The sequence below is a fragment of the Endozoicomonas sp. ALC013 genome (assembly GCF_049310205.1).
Classification (GTDB): Bacteria; Pseudomonadota; Gammaproteobacteria; order Pseudomonadales; family Endozoicomonadaceae; genus Endozoicomonas.
Map to the genome: position 1 here is coordinate 1 of NZ_JBLYNS010000307.1, position 2,645 is coordinate 2,645.

Sequence of the window (2,645 nt, forward strand, 5' to 3'; positions counted from 1 at the left end):
ACGGCGGTCAGGGCGTTCCTGTCGGCCGCTTGCAAGGATGGAGCGACCGCCCTCTTCATCGCTGCCCAGAACGGGTACGGCGCGGTTCTGAATTTTTTGCTTGAACAGGGCGCTGACCCGGAACAGAAATGGGCTCTTTGCTTTCTCGGGAAATACCGGGTCTTTAAATGGTGCTTCGCCAGGTCGCCTTTGAAGGCTGCAGGCAAGAGCGGCCATCTAGTTACGGAACGCCGCCTGGAATGCCTCCTTCAAGAAAAAAGGAGAGCCGTCAAACTGCCAAGGACAATAGCGGTGAATGAGACTGTCGCCTTAATGCCGGGCATTGAGGAAACCAGGCTGTGACTCTCTACCCGCAGTTTTAATCAAGAGAGTCTTGTTTACCTGCCGAATTTTGCTTCAGGTTTTATCTGTGGGAGCCGTCACCCATTGCGGTTCAAAAAATCCTGAACCGATTCACCCGACACTCATACCCATCAATCACGCCGCTCTCATAATACCCCGCCCAGTCATAGAAAAACGGTGTCCAGCTACCACTGGGCATCAAGTTCATCAGGCCAATACAGACAAATAGCACACAAGCGCTGATCCCATACTCCACAGGCTCCACGGTTCTGAAACGTCCGCCGAACAGGTGGAATCTCCGGTCAGAATAAGACGACAACGGCACACCAGACACCGTCATGGCATCGGTCAGAATATGCGTCACCCCACCCCAACAAACCGCTGTAAGAACCGTGCTAAGCCATTGTCCGGCAGAAGGAAAATCCCGGCCTGCCACGCCAGCGACCACACGCTCAGATAGTGGGCCACCGTCCGGTGCTTTACCGGCCTGCCAACAAACTTCAGCACCCACTGCATCCAGTCCCGCGCAGTGGTCCCGATAATGGTCGGCGGCACCAGTCGTACGTCATAAACGGCCGTGACCGACCCGGCAATCAGAACATGGTTCACCCACTTCATGGTGCGTCGTACACCGCCGGGTCCGGGCTCACGTGTATAACCACGGAAAACGGCACATGATCCGGGTCATACTCAAGCGGATCATCAATGCTGCCGGTTTCCTTGCCCATATACAGCACCGCAAGGCGGTCAATCTTCAGGCCCAGCGCTTGTGCCACTCTGGCAGTGCTTTTGCCGTTGTCCGTCGTTTCCAGGAACGCTTTGCAAAAGGCCTCGCTACCGTAGTCTGCCCGATGATCGATCAGCACCTTATTGGTGCCCGGGTTCGATATGCCGCATCGCTCAATGGTGCTTGGCAATTCCAATGGCCAGCCCTTTTTTTTAAACGCCCATTGGTACTGCCAGGCAATCACCGTGCTCATATAGATATCGTGCGGGTTAATGTTGCCTTCCTTCACGTTGTTCTTGAACTTCCAGTGTTTCTGGGTGAATTCATTGCAAAAGCGGTATTTCCAGGGGTGTCCGTTGGTGATCCCTTCCCCACAGGTGCGTGTCTGGCCGTAGTAATCCGTCGTTGTCGTTAAGGCATGCATTGTTTCCAGCTTGTCGGCCTGTTTGCTGAGTGAATCCTGCAATTTTTCCCGTATCTTGCGGTCTCTGCGGATGCCGGTATAGACGTTTTCCAGGGTTTGGTATTCCGTGATGGCCGTATCCTCAACAATCCAGTCCCACAAAGCCTTGTCCTCCCTGGGGGGGATCAGCGCCTCAAGCTGGCGCTCAAGTGCCTGCTGCAGTGCCAGGCGCTGGTGTTCATCCTGCTCTGCCAACCGCACAATCCGCCCGTCCGCCGTCATGCCAAGGGCGTTCAGTGGCTCATTGCCGGGGTTGTCCGCCAGGTAGCGCTCAATGGCCTGTGTCGTTGCTTCCGTCGCTGCTGTTGTGGGGTTCACTGGGGTTATCCTTTTCCGGGTGTGGGGCCAGTACCGGCAACGCCGCTACCTGTTTCAGCCAGGCATTGGGCCGTGACCGACCCGGCAATCAGAACATGGTTCACCCACTTCATGGTGCGCCGTACACCTTCGGGTCCGGACTGACATGAACTTGCACACTAAAATCTCCTGAGGCCTCATCGGGATCAATATCCCAATCAATCCGCTCAACTGGCCTGGTGTCAAAAAAAACATTCAGGCCACAAATCATTAGTCCCAGGTCTTGCGCCACTCTGACTGTGCTCTTGCCATTCACAGTCGTTTCCAGGAAGGCTTTCACGAAGGTGTCGGAATCAAACCTGTCTTTATGCTCAACCAGGCACTCCACGGTTTGTTCATTTGTGATCCCACATCGTTCTATGATGGTCGGCAGTTCCAATAGCCAGCTCTCATGGCGGGCAGTCTGTTCAAACTGGTGAACAATCAAGTTGCTCATGTAAAAGACATGTTTGGCAGCCTTGCCTGTTTTATAATTGCGTTTGAATTCCCAGTGCGTCCGGGTTAATTTATTCTCAAAATCGCAATCCCAATCGGTACCATCCTCAAGCACCCCGCTCCCCCTGGTCATGATATTGCCAAGACTGTCATATACCGTCCTGGTCTGTTTGTTTATGACGGCAAATTTATCGGCATAATCAGTCTTCAAAGTGGCCAGGCGGTCCCGGATCTGCCGGTCCCGCCAGATCCTCTTCTGGTAATCCCCCAGGGTTTGTACAGTGGCTAGCGTGTTCTTGATCATCCTGTACCTGTCCGTCA

The 2,645-nt window shown here is 54.1% G+C and carries 4 protein-coding genes; 1 reads left to right on the top strand and 3 read right to left on the bottom strand.

What is annotated here, in order from left to right; genetic code table 11:
* Window positions 1–57 precede the first annotated feature (57 nt).
* Entirely contained in the window at window positions 58–342 is a 285-nt protein-coding gene (locus ACO6V1_RS23360; RefSeq protein ID WP_422468923.1) for a hypothetical protein, read from the top strand.
* A gap of 91 nt (window positions 343–433) precedes the next feature.
* Here ACO6V1_RS23360 and ACO6V1_RS23365 read toward each other — a convergent pair whose 3' ends face one another.
* From ACO6V1_RS23365 to ACO6V1_RS23375, 3 genes are all read right to left on the bottom strand, one after another.
* Window positions 434–853, bottom strand: coding sequence for a hypothetical protein (locus ACO6V1_RS23365; protein WP_422451115.1), 420 nt, complete (start codon window positions 851–853; stop codon window positions 434–436).
* A gap of 103 nt (window positions 854–956) precedes the next feature.
* Window positions 957–1,850 (bottom strand): hypothetical protein, encoded by an 894-nt coding sequence (locus tag ACO6V1_RS23370; protein WP_422451114.1) that lies wholly within the window; start codon window positions 1,848–1,850, stop codon window positions 957–959.
* A 109-nt stretch (window positions 1,851–1,959) separates the two neighbouring features.
* Window positions 1,960–2,645, bottom strand: a 686-nt coding sequence (locus ACO6V1_RS23375) for a hypothetical protein (RefSeq protein ID WP_422468921.1), incomplete at its 5' end; no start/stop codon positions are given.